Origin of the sequence: Sphingobacterium sp. CZ-UAM (assembly GCF_002000245.1) — a bacterium.
Lineage (GTDB): Bacteria > Bacteroidota > Bacteroidia > Sphingobacteriales > Sphingobacteriaceae > Sphingobacterium.
Map to the genome: position 1 here is coordinate 136608 of NZ_MTCM01000008.1, position 16346 is coordinate 152953.

Below are 16346 nucleotides of genomic sequence, written 5' to 3' on the forward strand. Positions count from 1 at the left end.
AACAGATTGCACTGATCGAACAACAAATAAAATTATTGTTTTTATGGAATAAAGAAAAGGAAAAGGGGAAACGTAAAATTGATTGAAATAAAAAATCCCCAACAGGGGACTGCTGGGGAAGTTTTAAATATTCCTAGAAAATATTCTCACCTTTCTTAGACCGTTCTATACGGCTATAGATATGTGAGGATAATGTTTCTGCTACTTTAAAATTCCAATCTGGATAGGCTCCATCTGTTCCTTCGTATACTCCGCCATATACGGCAGGGTCATCACCTTCATCCAGACAGACATAAAAGGCCTGAATTCCTCCATATAAGTCGATCGCGAAAAACGGTCGGCCAATATCGCGATTAAATTCGGCTAAACTTTCCCGCACATACTCCTGCACTTCGTCCATCGAATCTAACGCATTATAATCGAATACATAACAATACCTCCCCGCTAAATAAAGTAACTCGCGTAAAGCTTTGGGGAATGGTTTGCTATTATTATATTTTTGTTCTAAAGCTTCGATTTCTGCTAATGGCATAGGCTCATTTTCAAATTTATATTTGATTTCCGCGTGTGGATTCCGCATTGGGTTATCCTGTAAATGTTTTAAATGTTGTATTTCCATGTTGTAATCATATTTTTATTTCAAATTTTTAATATCGCTGACTATAATCCTATTCGGGTTTGTTATGATTTCATGTTCAATATTATTAACGCTGCTTTTCGGCTGTCAACAAGCTCTGCTGATCGAACTGCAAATAAAATTATTGTTTTTATGGAATAAAGAAAAGGGGCTATTTCTATAAATAGATTAAAATAAAAAAATCCCCAACATGGTACTGTTGGGGAAGCTCAAATTACTTAGAAAATATTCTCACCTTTCTTAGACCGTTCTATACGGCTATAGATATGTGAGGATAATGTTTCTGCTACTTTAAAATTCCAATCTGGATAGGCTCCATCTGTTCCTTCGTATACTCCGCCATATACGGCAGGGTCATCACCTTCATCCAGACAGACATAAAAGGCCTGAATTCCTCCATATAAGTCGATCGCGAAAAACGGTCGGCCAATATCGCGATTAAATTCGGCTAAACTTTCCCGCACATATTCCTGCATTTCGTCCATCGAATCTAACGCATTATAATCGAATACATAGCAATCCTTACCCGCCAGGTAAAGCAACTCTCGTAGTGCTTTAGGGAATTGTTTACCGTTATTATATTTTTGTTCTAATGACTCAATTTCTTCTAAACTCATAGGTTTAATTCTGAATTGATATTTGCTTTCTGCGTGCGGATTCCGCATTGGGTTATCCTGTAAATGTTTTAAATATTGTATTTCCATCTTGTAATCATATTTTTATTTCAAATTTTTAATATCCCCGACCCTAATCATATTGGGATTCGATATAATTTCATATTCAATTTCTTTGCCATATTTTCTGGCGATTTTCTTTAAATACCAAAGATAGGTTTTACAGCTTGAACAGACCGTCAAGGTCGAGGTGATTTTGACCCGAAAAAAATCGCTTTTATTCCAGTTGTTTAATAAGAAATCAAAAATAAACTTCAGTTCACTGTCGTATTTTCTTTGGCGTCCATCGCCATAAGCTTTTTTGTTGAAAATCTCAAAAAGTGTTAGCCCTCTTACTTCGGTCAGTTCAATTGGTAAAACTCCTCCTTCAAAATATTTTTTTAAATCCTTACTTTTTCCCAAAAATAATTGCTTCTGAATAGGTAGGCCGGAACCAACAGCTTCTACTTCCGTAATATTCTTATTTGCTGTTCTAAGCTCCCTTCGGGCTGTACTGGTATCCTTTAATTTGCTGGCAATGGATATAAAATCAGGATGGGTAGAATCAAATAATGAAATCAGCATTTCATCAGAAATCAAGGTGTGCCTGGAATTTCGATCAAATAAAGCGATAGCTTCATCAATACTACGTCTGTTTTTATCGGTAAGCAGTTCTACCACATAAGGCTCAAAGTTAACCCGTATAATATTAAATATTTCTTCCACAGAATATTTATCTGGAGCATTGCCTGCTTTGTACTTCCAAAAATGGGATTCCATCAGATCTATATACACCTGTGGTGACGAGGCTATATTGGCCAGTATGGTATCTCTATCTATCCCCTTTATGTCGTATTTATTTATGTTAAAAGCCTCGAAGAGCCTGGTCCACATCGCAGGGTCTATTTTTTCAAAAGCCTGTTTTGAACCTGTCGTCGCATAAAAGCCAGCTACTTGATTTAACAGTTGAGGATCAGCACCTATTGCTGTGACAAGTTTTATATTGCCCGCAATACGGTAGGCGCTCATATCGATCAGACTGTCCAATGTCGTAACATGTTGATTGAGCAGTTGGATTTCCGAGGTTGTTGCCGATTCAAAGGTGTCGAGAAACCAGCGCTGTTTTTCCTTTTGTAGACTTGTACTTCTGAACCAGTTGAGCAGTTCGCTTGCTTCATTGCCCATACCGGACAACTTCCCTTCGAAGTTGGCAATACGGGCAGGTCCTTGCCCTACAATGGCATTGATGAGATCCGTCGTGCCTGCGTCGACTTCATTTATTCCTGTTGGTGCTATGGACAGTATATTCAATAGATCTTCAGATAGACTGTACATACGCCACTGTGAAAAGAAACTGGCACCAGCAGAGGCTAGCGTTAGAAACGAAAAGAAATGCTGCATCTTTTTCCAGGTCTGCGATAGTATAATATCATTATCTGTGGTTGCCAGATATTCGCCGATACCCGCCAGCAGTCCAGCGGACACAGACACGGCCTCACTTCCTGCACCGAGACCAGCCCAGACTTTTACAGCCTCCGTCGCGATGAGCTCACCTCGTAGAGCTCTTCCAAGCTGTGTGGTATACCTCAAATAGTTCAAATAACGTAAGGATCCCAATCCGCCAAAGGCAAAAAATAAAACGAGATCTGCTCCAACATTGATCCCCAACGCTATCAGCGCATCGTAATCAGCAATTTCATCATACTCTTTGATAAAATGCATGATAAAGGCCGGACAGGTCAGTGTCTGCGGGATGTCCAGATTAAGATTGCCTTCATAATTTGTGAGAATCACTGGCTGGAAAAGGTGGAACTTCCCAAGATCTACCAGTTCCGGAGGTACCTTGACGGGAAACTCATCCGTAGGCTTGATCACCGCATAAACCGTTTCCGTTCTCTGTAATTTTAGATCAATATAGATCCCCTCGAGGTTACTTTTGTAATCATAGGCCTGCTGCCTCTGCTTACCCGCATCGTCTTTGGACTGGAACTGTTGCGAGCGGATAAAGTTTATCGTATTATTCTTATTTAAGTATTTTTCCCCATCACTTAACCAATATAACGAGAGAAAGTCCTCATCAGTCACGGGTTGCTGCATCGGAGGTGGATAAAAGTCCCAATTGTATTTGGAGTATTTCCAGATCTTGAAAATGGCATAGCTGAAGTATCGTTTATTTTCTTTTTCTTCCACAAACCAGTTAACGATCGGATAGCGTTCTTTTCGGGCGTCTGTCAGTAAAGAATAGAGCTGTTCGAAATAAGTTATATTAACCTTACCGATATTGTCCACCGTGAGCAGGAATTCCATAAATTCTGTTTCATGTCCATAGGATTCGGCAATGGCAATAATAACCTTGACCAGCACCTGCTGTTGCTGTTGATCGATCTTTTTTAGGCTTAAAAAATCCTTTACCACATTCAGGAGTAAGTCATAATCTAAAAATAGATAGGCTGTATCAGGCAGAAAGTAAAGTATATCCATAAGCAATACAGCGGTATTGTAACGGTGATAATTGCTTAGGTCGAAGCCGTAGAGTGTCGTATAGAACCGGTCGAGTGCAATTAAATAAGCTGACAGCTCATCGTTGGAACGCGTATGCAGTATTGCCTCCGGCTTTGATTTAAATATATACTTCGGATCAGCATTTAAATCGTAATAATGACACCATGAATGCTTCATTAAAAAGACCAACTTGGCGATACCCGGTGCTGCAATCGTTTCAAATGCCTGCTGGGATTCCGCGGTTTCCAAAAATTGTTCCCATGCGGAGAGATTGGTCAGACCTTCTAATCTGGAAAAGATATCTTTATTGATCGCATAGATCTTTAAACATATACCTGTCATAAGCTCTTTGCGCCTAGCCCAGTAATTGGAACCAAATGCGTTATCTGCACTGATTTTGTCGCCAAAATTATGGGCATAGAAATAGCCGTCGGGCTGTGTTTTATTTTCTGCCGTATAACTTTTTAATGTCTTTTGATGTACCGTGGGAATTCGTATTTCCCTGACTAATGCATTTTTGGTAAAAGATTCTTTCAGGTAATTTGCTGTTCCGGTGCCCGATGGCGCGGCCTCCAATGTGAATTTGTAGTTTGCAACATTGTAGTAGTCTTTATAAGGTTCGCCCTTATCCAAGATTTCAATTTCAATCTCCAGTCCCGGTGAAGCGATAAAAGCACTATGATCGAAACGACGGATTTCGGTAACTGCCCGTGTTGAAGCTATGTATTCCATATAATCTGCGACATTGAAATACCCCATACCATTTGAGACTGCATGTCTGTCTTTCTCTCTAAAAAGGTCATTGGCCAAATACCTATAAGCTGTTTTTTTCTCTCCATTTTCGGAGGTTGTTCTATAAGTAAATCCTTCCAGAAAGCCATTGACATCGAAGAGAAGTTCTTGGGACGGAAATTGGTCATCCGGCAATTGTATCGGAATGCCATTGTATAATATTGCTAGTTTCATAATAAATTTTTAGTGGTTTGAATCTGATCAATAAATGTTCGCTTCGGCTCAGTCATATGTTGGCTATAGGCCTGTGAAAAATGATAATTATTGTCCAATGAATACATAATGATATCCTGCTCCGGAAAGATTAGCTGTAAATTGCCGGCGGCATCTTCGCCTGTTATAGCCAATTTATATTTTCGATAACTGACATTTTGTGGCGATACAACCGTATTGTTGAGTGGATTGAATTCTGTCATGAAAATCCTTGGCTGAATGAGCTGGTACTGGTTTATAGTTGCCAATAAGCGCTGATTTTCTTCGTCCGATATACCCAGAATAATTTTTAGGGGCAGACTGTCATTTGTAGCGTGCAGTCTCAAGCCCTTGATTTTTTCAATTCCATCGGTAAAATTATCGATAGAATAAAAATATGGGTCAGGTAATTGATATACCGTTGATGACTGTGTACTGGTTGCTGACGCGGAGCTACCTACACCTTCAACAGTTAAATTGTCAGCGTATTCAACTACACTATGCAAGAGGTCGACCTGCTCGGTCAAATAGGTAACACGGCGTTGTGTCTCCCCACTTATATCATCATTAATGCTGTCTTTCACCCGCAATGTCTGTACGGCAAGGATTCCATTTTTGCTGCTGTTGATCTCGTATCTAAACAACTTGATCTGTTGTGATGATAAGATTTCAAATTCAGATTGCGTTTGATCAGCAAACAGTGACTTTGCTTGCAGCTGGTCAAATGTGTCATCAAAAAAATCCCTAAAGTAAAATTTATCGACGATCAATTGAGGGTTGGAACTATCTTTCACCATATAATTAAAAGAGATCCCCTGATAAACAAGTATGTTGAATGAGGCTATCAATTGCTTATTATTGTTTCCCGTAGCGGGATTCTCCAGTAATAAATCAGCCGAATAGGTTGTCCCGGTTTGACTGTCGTTTGTCGGCAGAGCCTGTAGCGCCTTTGCGTCCATGAAATTGTTTTTAACGGCATTTACCAGATGACCGCACCTTACATAGAGCATTGCTTGCGGGTTATTGTCAGTGACGAGTTGTATTTTAGTTTGGCTGTTGAGCTGATTGTGCTGCTGACCTGAGGTAATGATATGTATTGGCCACCCTAGGGTACCGTAATTTGTTTCTATACCATCAATTTTGATATTATTGGTATTCTGTGACTGTAGATTGTAGTGCCCATAGTAATTATAGGATCTGCCACGATCAGATTGAATATAGAGATATAGCTTATTTTTGGAGTCGAACTTAGAAACAAGTTGATCGTAGATGCTAGTTCCGGTTAATTTACTCTTTACGGTATTAATTTTGGTGTTCACTTGCCCGCTAGTTACGTGGAATCCATAAAATGCTGCGACATCCAGAAACTGCGATGCCTGTTCTTTGATTCTTTTCCGCTGCGCCTGGTCTGTCACTGCGTCTAGTTCTATTGTTGCATAATTTTTTCTTGCATAGGCCAGGTCAAAGGCAAACTGATCTGTTATATTGTCCGATGCAAAATCTCCATTTCCTAATACGATGTCAATTCCACAGGAACCTGCATTGAAGAAACCTAAGCTGTCACCTGCCTGAACTAAAGGAAGTTCAAAGGCATTTTTTTCGAGATCATTTTCCGATAGCTCACTTACTTTGAAAAAGTAATTATCGATTGTGGTGTTTTCAGGCTGATTTATCGGATCGAATCCGATGAATTTTGCAGAAAAGGGAGGTTTATTGCTTTGATTTTGATCATAAAAGTTATTAAATGACTGATTTATTTTACGGATAAAATCGGTTTGTGCCGACGTTTCTGGCAGAACCTGATCACCTAGGAAAAAGTCCTGTTTCCGTAATCCGCGATAGACAATATAGCGGATATTGAAGCCTGTGATAGGCTGTTGATAGGGTCGGAGAATGATATTGACCAGCTGGTCATTACCAGATTGCGGTTGTATAAAAACTATGCTTTTGCATAAAGCATAGGCCATGGCACCTGTACTGGTAAATCGTGAAGTTACCGCAAAACGGTTTTCATCAATTGCACCAAATGACTGTCCCGGAGACTGAGCGATGCTTTGAGGCTCAGTGAAAAAATGTGATATTGGTGTAAACATAATACTAAAATTTTTGTGCGCGTTGTTTTACTATTTGTAATCCATGGATATTTTTCAATTGATCCGGCGCGATACTGTCTAGAGATCTCATTATAGCTTGACAGATGTGCAAAGTCAATTGGGATATACAAAAGTACCCAAGTGTGCTACCTGGCTAGGGAAGGAAATTGTTCTTTTCTCTCGGTAGTTGAGAATTACCGAAAAGTCGTGATTACCTAGGTTATATTATTTTGAGAATATCAGTTTAATATGTGCTATTTGTTAGGGCAACCAGCAGATTATGGAGGTCAATATCAATGGTCAGCAGGAAATGGCGATACCCTTGTTTTATCTAAAATACATAGATGATAAAAAGGCGACCGATAATCTGGTGACCGGTATACAGATCGGTGTCGATATTGCTCTGACGTTAGCGCCGATAGGCAATCTTAGTAAATTGAAACATATAAGCAGATTGACAAAGTTTGGGCGTGCAATAGCAGGAAAAACAATTGTTGAGGGACCGGGAGAGGTTTTGTTACGGCTTGAGTTGGCGCAGGGAGTCGTTTCGGCAGTCGAGATCACAGCCGGATTGGCATCTATCTGTTACAATTATGCGAAACAAGTGGAAGAGGTCTGTGATGTGACCAGTTCGCAATATGATCAGGAAAAGATAAAAAAGCAGCGATCCAATTTGGATCGCTGCGGGTTTATAAACTGCTTTTGAGCAGGACTGTTATAGCAATTCCCTCAGGTTTGCTTCAGGTGTTGTTTCTGAATAATATTCATTGTCACCTCCTGCTTCCGCCGTCGTGTAGGGTCTGTAACTGATTCTTGAGATCTCCAGGTTTAAGGTGGAGAAATCTGCAGGATGCCCTGCCCAAGCTCGGTTAGGATCGTATAACCATGGTGTTTCTGATGACCGCGCAAATGCCGACGGAAACCAGGCTCCAAAGGTTAGCCGGCCGGGAATATAAGGTACAAAGGTCTGGTTTTCCCTCACCAGCACATCGTCAATCCAGAGTTGTGTTTTATCCTTAAACCATTTAATGGTCCATTTATGAAACTGCTCATCGGCATAATTGTGCTCCGTCTTGGTTAGTAAAGCCAGGTATTCCTCATAGACATCGTAAGACGACTTGTCTGAAGAGAAACCCTTACCCGAATCTTTTTCACCGATCCAGTTGTTAAACTTCAGGTTCGAATAGGAGGGTTGATCATTCGGCTCCCAATCATCGGATACCTTTACCCACGAACTTCTTTGATTTGGCAGACTCGGATCGATCAGCCTAAAAAGGCCTATGTCATCGGCAGTAGCTCCAGCTTGCACTGCGATGTGAAACTTGGTATCCATAGCTTTTGGATCAAAGTAACAAGTTGCCAGTTCGACCCAGCTTTCGACAACCCCCATGGCCAGATGTGAAGGTAACTCCATATCAATTTCATGGTTGATGACCATGTAGCTGTCTTCTCCGCCATAGGGTTTTCCGCCCTTATCGATCCAGTGTTGCCACAGCGGATCAGCCGGGTAAAATTCCTGGTAATGAAAGATCCATAAAGCCAGACAGTAGCCGTAGGATTCCTTCGGGATTTTCATCCAGGTAGACCACTCGCCATAGCCACAATAAGATTTACTCACTGCAACTGCACCAACACGTGTCTTCCAGGCTTGTCCATTCAGGGGATCTTCGGGATGATCGTGCAGCTTCGGTAGGCCATAGCCTGTATTAGAGGCGTCTCTTGCTTGTTTGCCGACTCCTTGTACTTCGCCATTATAGCGATCGCCATGGGCCTCGAATTGAACAGTCCTATTGTCGGGATTAAAATAGATCAGATTGGCATTAACACCACCGTTTGCTCCGCCCCATTGCCCATGAAGTCCGTAAAACGTGTTTTTAAATTCATTGACCCGATCTGCAAATGCACCCTGGGAAAGATCGATGTCAAACCCCGTTGTAGCCTTATTAAATTCTTGTATTTGGATACCTGTTTTTAAATTGAGTTTGTTACCCTGATAGTTCTGTATCCAACAATCGTAGCTACCTGCAACCAATGTTGCATCCGAAGGTACAGTAAACGAAAGTTGCAGGTCATCCAGTTTTTTACGCCAGATTTCGGGCAACTGGATTACTGTGCTCTCCCCATTTTTTTGAAACATGACTTTCGGTGTTTGACCCCATGGATCGGAAAGCTTGTTTAAGTTTTGGTTAGTCATCGTCGCCGACGGACTGTAGAAAAATCGTGACACCAGAAGGCCTGCCGTCGTTACGCCGGCTGTAACATCCCTGCCTAGATAAATGGTTGGTTCAGCCGTCGTGACCATCGAATGGGTGATTTGGCTGATCGTAGGGAAATTGATATTGCCCGTAGGGTGGTAGAGATAGCCGGTATTCGCTGTAGGCGTCCCCGGAGATATCTTGATACCCAGCATATACCATCGGCCCTGTACGACCTGACTGCCACTGCTTGCAGTATTGGTAACACCATTCTTCGTCACCGAAACAACAATGTACCGCCCTGTATGGCTAATCTTAAATTCATTCTGGGCATCATTCACGGTATGGAGAATAACTTTGTCATTTCGGTCTTCCAGATGAAAGAAAAAGAAGATGGAATAACTCTTGTCCGAATTATTGCCAAAAAGGTCATTGGCACGGATCTGTGCGTCTCTATTGGTATGATCGTCGTTAAATTTGGCATATTTGCTGCCATCAAAATAGAAGCCCTGTAGCTTTCGGTTGCTGAGGGTCGCCTCGGCCACCGCTTTAAAAGATATTCCGCCAACAGGAACCATATTGCCGAAATTCTGTTCCACTTCCCGATAATTTCCATCAAAATTAAAGAAGAACCCGCCTTTGGTATCAGCAAGGGTAGCTTTCATCAAACCTGGATAGTACCAGTCGATGGTTTGCCCCTTAAAGAAAATCTTGTCTAAATACGGGTTGTTACCACTGGAGAGATTGAGGGCAGTCCGAAAGTTTTTTGTGAATACCTTCTCTGGATATGCCTTATTGGTGAAACGGAGACTATAGTCTGTGTTTTCTGCCAATGAAGGAATCATAAAACCATCGGTATTATTCCCTTCGGTATCCGTCTGATAGTTCGGATGGATAATCGTAAACGAAGAGTCCGGCTCACTTGCCAGTTTGAGTTCCAGTATAAAAATCTGGGGCGTTGACGCTGGACGGTCAAAGCTGAGTTTGGGAATTGTATATTTTATCCCTATTGTTTCAATTGCCATGATGCGTTTTCTAAATGTTGTTCGAAATTTTTATTATTTAAACGTCCTGATTTCGGCAGCCAGGATATTGGGGATGACAAGTTCATCGGGGAGTACCACAATGGGGATCTTGATCCATTTACCGGCTGGTAGCTGTATAAATTGGCTTTTCTTCGCCAGATCTACGATACAGGTTCCTACCGGTAGTTGCCCAAAATGTTGGTCGAAAGCCGTATTGTTCTCGTCAGGTGGGGTGGCTTCGACCCGGAGTGCCATTCCTGCCGTTAGCCCGGCCAACTTTTCCTTTTCAGCGGGTGTAAAGTCTGATGTGGAGAGCCCCTTCCCAGGGATCTTATCGACCTTTTGTTCAAGTATCAGCGCTTGTTCTGCAAGTTCCTGCTCGAGGCGATCGCGCAAGAGTTTGATCAACTCGCGCAGCTTTTTCCCCTGTGTCTTATTCAAAGCAGGGTTGTAAGGCAGATTGGATTTGATGATCTCATCAATATAGTGGTCATCAAGAGGTGCTATCTGTTCCATAATTTATCAATTTTAACTGTTTTGTAATCTTACTTTTTAATTGTTAATCTCGGTGTGCACGGAGGTATTGACCACCGTATCCCTGTGTTTTATAAGCCATATTTTTTAATAAAAGAGATTGTCTCCTAATAAGTTATTTGTCATATAGGCAAAAGTAGGCTCGTTTGGGAGAGGTTAGCTCGAAAAATGACCTTATGTTATCGGTAGGTGATGTTTACCGAAAAGTAATTCGGGTAGACTAATTTCTTTCTTATTATTTTCCTGCAAAAGCTGTTGCCAGTAGGACAAAAATTGGTTCTTCAGTGATGCAGGTGGTGGACAATTATAGCAGAATGGCTGCGGGCCGGCCATTACTTAACGAAGTTTCTTTGGAAAAAGGGGATTAGAAATCTGTGCTAGGGGAGAATTATGTGCCAGAAAGAAACATCTTAGGGCTTAGTAAATCCCATTGTCTTCCCTGTATTTTATTAGCTTTTCATTCAAAAGTTTCAATAGCTCTTTATGGCTTATATTCATATTCCCGTTGCTAATGCTGTAGGGGGAACCATAATTCATATTAAACTGCATCATTTTCTTTTTAATCTTATTGGTCTCCTGATTTAATACTGCATCGCTATTTTTGATCAATATAATGATAATCGGGCTTGAATAGATCGCAATTTCTTTAAACCCGGTAATATCTTGCCATTCGATAAATGTTTTGAATTTATCTCCAATATCAAGCCCCTGATCTGTAATCTCGAGCAAAAGACGGTTTGAGAATAAATATCGGATGGACAGGATCGCAGCGAAACCAAAAAATAATATACATATGATGCCGAGCACTATCGTTAATGTAGGTTCTCTGTCGAAACTCTCCGGATGCATAACGAAGAAAATTCCTCCTGCAACAAATAGTAGCGATCCGAGTAACATCAATATTGACTTTCCTTTGTTGCTATATATGCGCGTTGGCTCTTCTAATTTGTTCATTTTTTATACTATTATATTTTCAATTTGTGCTATTGATCAGTAAGTTTCGTTTAGGCTATAAGGTTTTTTGCCCATGATATCTACTGGCCGCTAGTTTTTTCTTCAGGGTGCATTTCCTGTATCAATTTAAGCGCTTTTTCTTTCCAATTGCCTGTGTTAGGTTCTAGGTCAGAATAGCAATTTTCAAAGTTATAAACCCATTCGCCATTTTTCGCATCGGGTATAAAAATTGAAAGGTAAGTCTGCTCATCACCCTCGGTTTTATACGCGTAGACCAGATACAGTTTGTTCTTTTCCGTCAGCTCACCTAAATAATCAACTTGTGGCAGCGATATATCCCACTCAGACTCTAGGTAGCCGCTGACGACAATTTTTCCGATTTCGGTTTGTTCCTTGTATTTCGCAGGTATCAGACCTTCCATTTTTTTCTCTTTCAGCGCGTTCATCAATACCGCACGTTGCGAAATATGGGCATAGATGCTATCGATTAGCTTTTGATCCAGCGGAATGCCCAACGCTAAAAATTCAGCTGCGGTAATAGCGCGGAGATACCCCGTTGGCCTATCGGCGAGCAGCTGTTTCTGAAATCTTCGAAGCGGATCTTTTTGCTCATATAGTGCGAGTAATCTGGAGTAATCTGCTATGGAATAAACATTGAAGCTGGCCACCGTTTCCTGCCCCGAATCCAGTTCGGATAAATCTGACGCTAAATATTGCGTTATACTCGGTAGGTAAGCCTGCATGGCTTTTCTTGCCTGGAGCGCCGTGCTGTCCGCAGCGATTTTTAAGAAGATATTCAACAAGGTCGGCCTGTAATTAGCGACCGAAAATAGCGGAATAATTTTGTCTAGATCGAGAGCCACATAGTTTTGGGAAGCCCTAAGCGGCTGCAGCAATTGCCATGCTCGGTAATCGGCGTCAGGTCGGTGTCGGTTTAACTCCTCAAGATACCAGCCGAGTTGTGTCGAATCTATTTCGCATACCGTCGGCAGGATGGCGATTTTGATTAGATCTGTTGTCGTCGGATCCCGTAGTATATTTTTTAAAACAGGTACACTACGTTCATCATGATTTTTTATCAGACTATAGACCAGGCTTCTCCGTAGTCCAGCGCTCTGGTCGTCATCGCTCTGCTTTTTTGCCAATGTTTTATAGATCAGCGGTAGATCATCTTTGCTAAAGCTATAATTGTGCGCCAATATATTTCTCGCCTGTCGGGCGACGAGCGTATCTGGACTGTAAATATCGGTAAAAAGCATTGCTGCTTTTGAGCCATATACATCAAAATTTGTGGGGCTTTCCGAATAACGGACGGATTTAATGATCCTTTCGATATTCATTTGTTCAATGGCCTCCTGTGTACCTATCACATCAATCCCATAGGACATATTGCCTCTTATCCAAATGATTTTTTTGTGATAGTTGGCCGTTAGGGAATCCATACTTGTATAGATTGCGGCAGTTACATTGTCCGATATCAGCGTGTCATAACGCAACAACTTTTCAGATTGTTTTTTTGCGCCACTGTGTATTTCTGAATATAGACTGTCGCTTTTTGCCAGTCGATAGTATTTGGGCAATTGGGCTATTTCCAAAAGGAGAGCTGTACTCGAATTGCTATCCGTTGCTGCATATATATGACCTTCGCTATCCGGTTGTTCCCCGGTATTCACATCTTTTATCTTTATCAGCGAGGTGACAGGGAGTTTTAGCTGTATATTATTCAGTGTAAAATCTTTCCAATCTATATTTTTAAAAGGAATCATCCTGAAGGAGCCGAAAAAAGCTTGATCTTTTTCTTTATTGTTCTTATCCAGATTTTCCTGCATGACCTGATAAATCCGGTTTCCCCGGACCCATACTTCTGCAAATAGGTTTGATTTGTCCAACTGGGCCGTTATTGCTGTACCGATCACATCGCCCTTTTCAAGTGGTTCGACAGAGGTGACGTTGAGTGACGGATTTTTTTCGAGAATTCCGCTTATGGCTTGCAGCGCCAATGACCTGTCGATCATGGTATAACCGATTGGATAATCGTGATATTCGACTATGTAATTTATTTTTCGGGTCCTATCCATCGAAAAATAATTGTATATGTTATATCGCACCGTGTCATTCCCGATCTGCTCTGTGCGAGTCTGGTAGATATATTGAGCCGGAGGCGGTATTTTGACTGCAAAAGCACCGATGTCATAAATAGATTCCGTCAGGTCAGCGGATACTTTTAGACCGGAAATTGCGAACCCTTTGAAAAAACGGTCTGAAAGATATGCATCCAACTGTCCACTGTTAGTAAAAGCTAATAAGCTATACAGCGTATTGTTTTTTAGCCAGAATTCCCATTTGGATAGCATATTGTTTTGCAATGTAACTACTTGCATCCCCTGTGCACCATCCTTTTCAAGAAATTGCTGGGATACAATCCGATGTTTGCTCCTGGCGGACCTTCTTTCGTATTCCTTGGAAAAAATTCTTTCGTTGTCAGCCCATGAAGTTCACCTACAAATGCTGCTGATACGATCAGTTCTGTTTCTGTGCTCAGATCACCGTACATCATGCTGGTTCCGCCGATAATATTTGTCTTGTGGACATATCCTTTTGGCATGGACACGGCAAAGCCATAGACTGAATCCTGATGAAGGACCCATTCCATTGTACTGTAATCTATTTTATATTTGGAGGCAAGATTCGTTTTTTTCGTTTTGACGGGACGGAGTTTATAGCCGTTATTCCGCAACAGTTGGATGAGACCGAAGTCCCCTGGCAGGTGTGAGGCACCCACAACAGCAGAGACTGTACTCTTGTCCAATTGTGCCATGATGTTTTTTAGCATGGTATTATTCCTGCGTTGCATTTCCCCGCTATTAATATACGGCGAGATGGTATTCCATAATCCATCTAGGTTTCCGGTACTGTAGAATTGCAACAGTTGCTCAAAACGCTGATAGTAAACACTACTGTCCTTTTTGTTCTTTAGATGGACCAATTCATTCGCGCTTGTCTCCAGCTGATCTTCCATGGGCTCCAGGCCAATAATGTGCTTTCTCTGCGATTTGGCCAGACCATAGAGATACGCATCGAGTACAGTGGTAATATCGTCTTGTTTATCGTGACTCGGATTCAAAAAGTACTTTACGATATGCGGAGACGCCATTTGTTGCGAATCAGGCATTACACCATGTAACTTTTGATAGCGTTGTACGAATTCCTTTTTTTGTGCATCGGTAAGTTCAATTTTTTTGGACGCGGGTTGTTTGTTGAACCTGATATTCCAGATTTCTTTATAAAGACTGTCGGGGTGTATTTCCAGGGCAAGGGCATCCGTATTGGCGATAGCAATAAATAATGAATCATTACTGTTGATTAGACGTCTATCTTTTAAATGCGCGGAACCGAGCAAATAAGAAGGTTTTTTCAGACCATTTCCGCTGATTTCCCATAAAAAACTCGGGTATTTTATTTCCTGGGCATTGGCCCTTTGCAGCACTAATAAGAAGCAGCAAACAACAAACAGTGATAGCAGCAGTTTTCCCGATTTTGTAGTTTCAACAGATTTATACATTTGATCAATAGCTAACAGTATGGTGGCAAACGGAGATTAAACGTTTAGTTGGCTCAATCTTTTTTATAACTAGAAATTTGAATCAAATAATGTAAGGTCAATATCAAATCTTGCCTATTAAAAATAGATAAATTTTAATAACTGTACAAGAGTACATTTTGTCTAAATTTCAACAGTACATCGGTTTGTGCAAGCAGATCGAGGAAGGGTATTCTTTACGTCAAAAGGGCCTGATTTCTCATCAGACCCTTTCTCTTAGCGTTTATTTGCACAGTAATTTTTTGTTTCCTATCGTTTCCTCTTTTTTGTTTCGTCATCCAATGTTTTTAAAGCAATTGGATTTTTACTGTACGACGCCAATTTTTATGTTGTTCCTTTCTTTCGAAAGGAGGGTATTAGCCGTTTTGTATAGTAAGAACAACAGTCAATTTGAAATAGTTTTATTGGTGTTGTTTTTTTTTTGATAACTTGGACAAGCCCCATAAAACGGTATATCGGCCATATGCTACAATTGAGGGATGTTTTTATAATAGTTTTAATGGATCGTTTCAAACTGGTGCTTTGCAATATTTTAATAGCGGGCCTTGTCATCGGAAGTATTTATTGGTTGGCGAAAACAAGTGAAAAAGAAAAGGCTATAAGGATTGAAACGGTCAATAGAAACGATCGGTATGTAAAAGGGATTGTTACCCAAATGTTTTATCATAAAGGACTAAGTATTCGTGTAAAATATATTGTCGATAATAGGGAATACGAAAATAGCAATGGATGGTCTATTAATCCTAATAATATTCACGAAGGAGATTCAATATGGCTAAGATATGCCATTGAAGATCCAAACTTATTCATTACCGAATTGGAAAATGAATATTAGTTAGCCAAAATATCAAAGCCTTCAATGCCCAGTATTATAGTCGTGAGGCAGTGATCAATTCCTTGAAAAAGCAAAAAGGTGAAAAGTTAAACTGTGCCGTAAATACGGATATGCTTGAAGAGTCAGCGGATTATTTGGTTGCTAAAGTGACGCTGAAATTTGAGAAGTTCACTAGAACAGATCTGGTAACATTGGTATGGGAAGGGGACAGCTGGAAGGTATCCAGATCGATCAATTCGTATAAAGTATAAATAAGAGCTATTTCAAATAAATAAGTTGTGAAGCCACGTCCTGAAACGTGGCTTTTTTACATCAAGCTGACCCTAGGCCCTG

At 40.8% G+C, this 16346-nt stretch carries 12 protein-coding genes; 3 read left to right on the top strand and 9 right to left on the bottom strand.

Annotated features, from left to right (window positions below):
* Positions 1–133 precede the first annotated feature (133 nt).
* From BWD42_RS22340 to BWD42_RS22355, 4 genes are all read right to left on the bottom strand, one after another.
* Complete coding sequence (locus BWD42_RS22340; RefSeq protein WP_077438629.1) at positions 134–619, bottom strand: SMI1/KNR4 family protein; 486 nt, start codon at positions 617–619, stop codon at positions 134–136.
* Between the two features lie 236 nt (positions 620–855).
* The gene (locus BWD42_RS22345; RefSeq protein ID WP_139351254.1) at positions 856–1254 is read right to left on the bottom strand and encodes an SMI1/KNR4 family protein; all 399 of its coding nucleotides are present in this window, start codon (positions 1252–1254) and stop codon (positions 856–858) included.
* A 102-nt stretch (positions 1255–1356) separates the two neighbouring features.
* Complete coding sequence (locus tag BWD42_RS22350) at positions 1357–4758, bottom strand: hypothetical protein (RefSeq protein WP_077438631.1); 3402 nt, start codon at positions 4756–4758, stop codon at positions 1357–1359.
* Entirely contained in the window at positions 4755–6869 is a 2115-nt protein-coding gene (locus tag BWD42_RS22355; RefSeq protein WP_077438632.1) for a hypothetical protein, read from the bottom strand. Before BWD42_RS22355 ends, BWD42_RS22350 begins: the two co-directional genes overlap by 4 nt.
* A gap of 280 nt (positions 6870–7149) precedes the next feature.
* Between BWD42_RS22355 and BWD42_RS22360 the strand changes: the two genes are divergently transcribed.
* Positions 7150–7575 carry a hypothetical protein gene (locus BWD42_RS22360; RefSeq protein ID WP_077438633.1) on the top strand — a complete coding sequence of 142 codons (426 nt, stop codon included), beginning with the start codon at positions 7150–7152 and terminating at the stop codon, positions 7573–7575.
* A 9-nt stretch (positions 7576–7584) separates the two neighbouring features.
* Here BWD42_RS22360 and BWD42_RS22365 read toward each other — a convergent pair whose 3' ends face one another.
* From BWD42_RS22365 to BWD42_RS22385, 5 genes are all read right to left on the bottom strand, one after another.
* Positions 7585–10089: a hypothetical protein gene (locus BWD42_RS22365; protein ID WP_077438634.1), complete on the bottom strand. Its 2505-nt coding sequence runs from the start codon at positions 10087–10089 to the stop codon at positions 7585–7587.
* Between the two features lie 33 nt (positions 10090–10122).
* Positions 10123–10605 carry a hypothetical protein gene (locus BWD42_RS22370; RefSeq protein WP_077438635.1) on the bottom strand — a complete coding sequence of 161 codons (483 nt, stop codon included), beginning with the start codon at positions 10603–10605 and terminating at the stop codon, positions 10123–10125.
* 435 nt (positions 10606–11040) lie between these two features.
* Entirely contained in the window at positions 11041–11577 is a 537-nt protein-coding gene (locus BWD42_RS22375; RefSeq protein WP_077438636.1) for an STM3941 family protein, read from the bottom strand.
* An 80-nt stretch (positions 11578–11657) separates the two neighbouring features.
* A complete protein-coding gene (locus tag BWD42_RS22380; protein ID WP_077438637.1) occupies positions 11658–13958 on the bottom strand; it encodes a hypothetical protein in 2301 nt (766 codons plus the stop codon).
* The gene (locus BWD42_RS22385; RefSeq protein ID WP_077438638.1) at positions 13949–15139 is read right to left on the bottom strand and encodes a TraB/GumN family protein; all 1191 of its coding nucleotides are present in this window, start codon (positions 15137–15139) and stop codon (positions 13949–13951) included. Before BWD42_RS22385 ends, BWD42_RS22380 begins: the two co-directional genes overlap by 10 nt.
* A gap of 502 nt (positions 15140–15641) precedes the next feature.
* On the opposite strand from BWD42_RS22385, the gene BWD42_RS22390 reads away from it, so the two are divergent.
* Together BWD42_RS22390 and BWD42_RS22395 are read left to right on the top strand one after the other, a co-directional pair.
* Complete coding sequence (locus BWD42_RS22390) at positions 15642–16013, top strand: hypothetical protein (protein ID WP_139351255.1); 372 nt, start codon at positions 15642–15644, stop codon at positions 16011–16013.
* Positions 16014–16075: 62 nt separating this feature from the next.
* A complete protein-coding gene (locus tag BWD42_RS22395) occupies positions 16076–16264 on the top strand; it encodes a hypothetical protein (RefSeq protein WP_139351256.1) in 189 nt (62 codons plus the stop codon).
* The last annotated feature ends 82 nt before the right edge of the window (positions 16265–16346 follow it).

Excerpts from the sequence above, each read along its gene's own strand:
- BWD42_RS22365 (WP_077438634.1), bottom strand. The coding sequence starts at position 10,089 with ATGGCAATTGAAACAATAGGGATAAAATATACAATTCCCAAACTCAGC.
- BWD42_RS22350 (WP_077438631.1), bottom strand. The coding sequence starts at position 4,758 with ATGAAACTAGCAATATTATACAATGGCATTCCGATACAATTGCCGGAT.
- BWD42_RS22345 (WP_139351254.1), bottom strand. The coding sequence starts at position 1,254 with ATGAGTTTAGAAGAAATTGAGTCATTAGAACAAAAATATAATAACGGT.
- BWD42_RS22370 (WP_077438635.1), bottom strand. The coding sequence starts at position 10,605 with ATGGAACAGATAGCACCTCTTGATGACCACTATATTGATGAGATCATC.
- BWD42_RS22380 (WP_077438637.1), bottom strand. The coding sequence starts at position 13,958 with ATGCAAGTAGTTACATTGCAAAACAATATGCTATCCAAATGGGAATTC.
- BWD42_RS22340 (WP_077438629.1), bottom strand. The coding sequence starts at position 619 with ATGGAAATACAACATTTAAAACATTTACAGGATAACCCAATGCGGAAT.
- BWD42_RS22355 (WP_077438632.1), bottom strand. The coding sequence starts at position 6,869 with ATGTTTACACCAATATCACATTTTTTCACTGAGCCTCAAAGCATCGCT.
- BWD42_RS22360 (WP_077438633.1), top strand. The coding sequence starts at position 7,150 with ATGGAGGTCAATATCAATGGTCAGCAGGAAATGGCGATACCCTTGTTT.
- BWD42_RS22390 (WP_139351255.1), top strand. The coding sequence starts at position 15,642 with ATGCTACAATTGAGGGATGTTTTTATAATAGTTTTAATGGATCGTTTC.
- BWD42_RS22375 (WP_077438636.1), bottom strand. The coding sequence starts at position 11,577 with ATGAACAAATTAGAAGAGCCAACGCGCATATATAGCAACAAAGGAAAG.
- BWD42_RS22385 (WP_077438638.1), bottom strand. The coding sequence starts at position 15,139 with ATGTATAAATCTGTTGAAACTACAAAATCGGGAAAACTGCTGCTATCA.